Annotated in this window: 1 protein-coding gene; it reads left to right on the top strand. The window is 69.8% G+C overall.

Annotated elements, in window-relative coordinates; translation table 11 throughout:
- A partial coding sequence (locus tag ABD323_RS45090) for an RICIN domain-containing protein (protein ID WP_344447733.1) occupies positions 1–533 on the top strand: 533 nt, incomplete at both ends.

Genomic DNA, 533 nt, shown 5'->3' with positions numbered 1-533 from the left:
CCTGCCAAGTACTTCCGCCTCACCAACGTCACCGACGGCTTGACGCTGGACAGCGGCGGCAACGTCGCCTCAGGCAGCAAACTCAAGCAGTGGACCTGGGGCGGCAGCCCGAACCTCCAGTGGCAGGCCGTCGATCTGGGCAACGGCTACTACCGTCTGGTCAACCGCACCAACGGCATGGCCGCCGACGGCTGGGGCGCCACCGCCAACCGGGCGCCGGCCCAGCAGGCCCCCTGGAACGGCGGCACCAACCAGCAGTTCCGGCTCGCCGACTCCGACAGCGGCTACGTCCGACTGATCAACCGCAACAGCAACAAGGCGGTCGAGGTCCAGAACGCGGCGACCAACGACGGCGCCAACGTCGTGCAGTACAGCGACTGGGGCGGCACCAACCAGCAGTGGCAGCTCACCGCCAACGCCGACGGCAGCCACACCATGGTCAACGGCGCCTCCGGGCTCTGCGCCGACGTGACCGCCACTACCGCGAACGCGCCCGTCGTCCAGGCCACCTGCACCGGCGGGGAGAGCCAGCG

Origin of the sequence: Kitasatospora nipponensis (assembly GCF_039528135.1) — a bacterium.
Taxonomy (GTDB): Bacteria; Actinomycetota; Actinomycetes; order Streptomycetales; family Streptomycetaceae; genus Kitasatospora; species Kitasatospora nipponensis.
The sequence above is the reverse complement of the archived record's forward strand: the minus strand, read 5'-3'. Positions and strand labels throughout refer to the sequence as shown.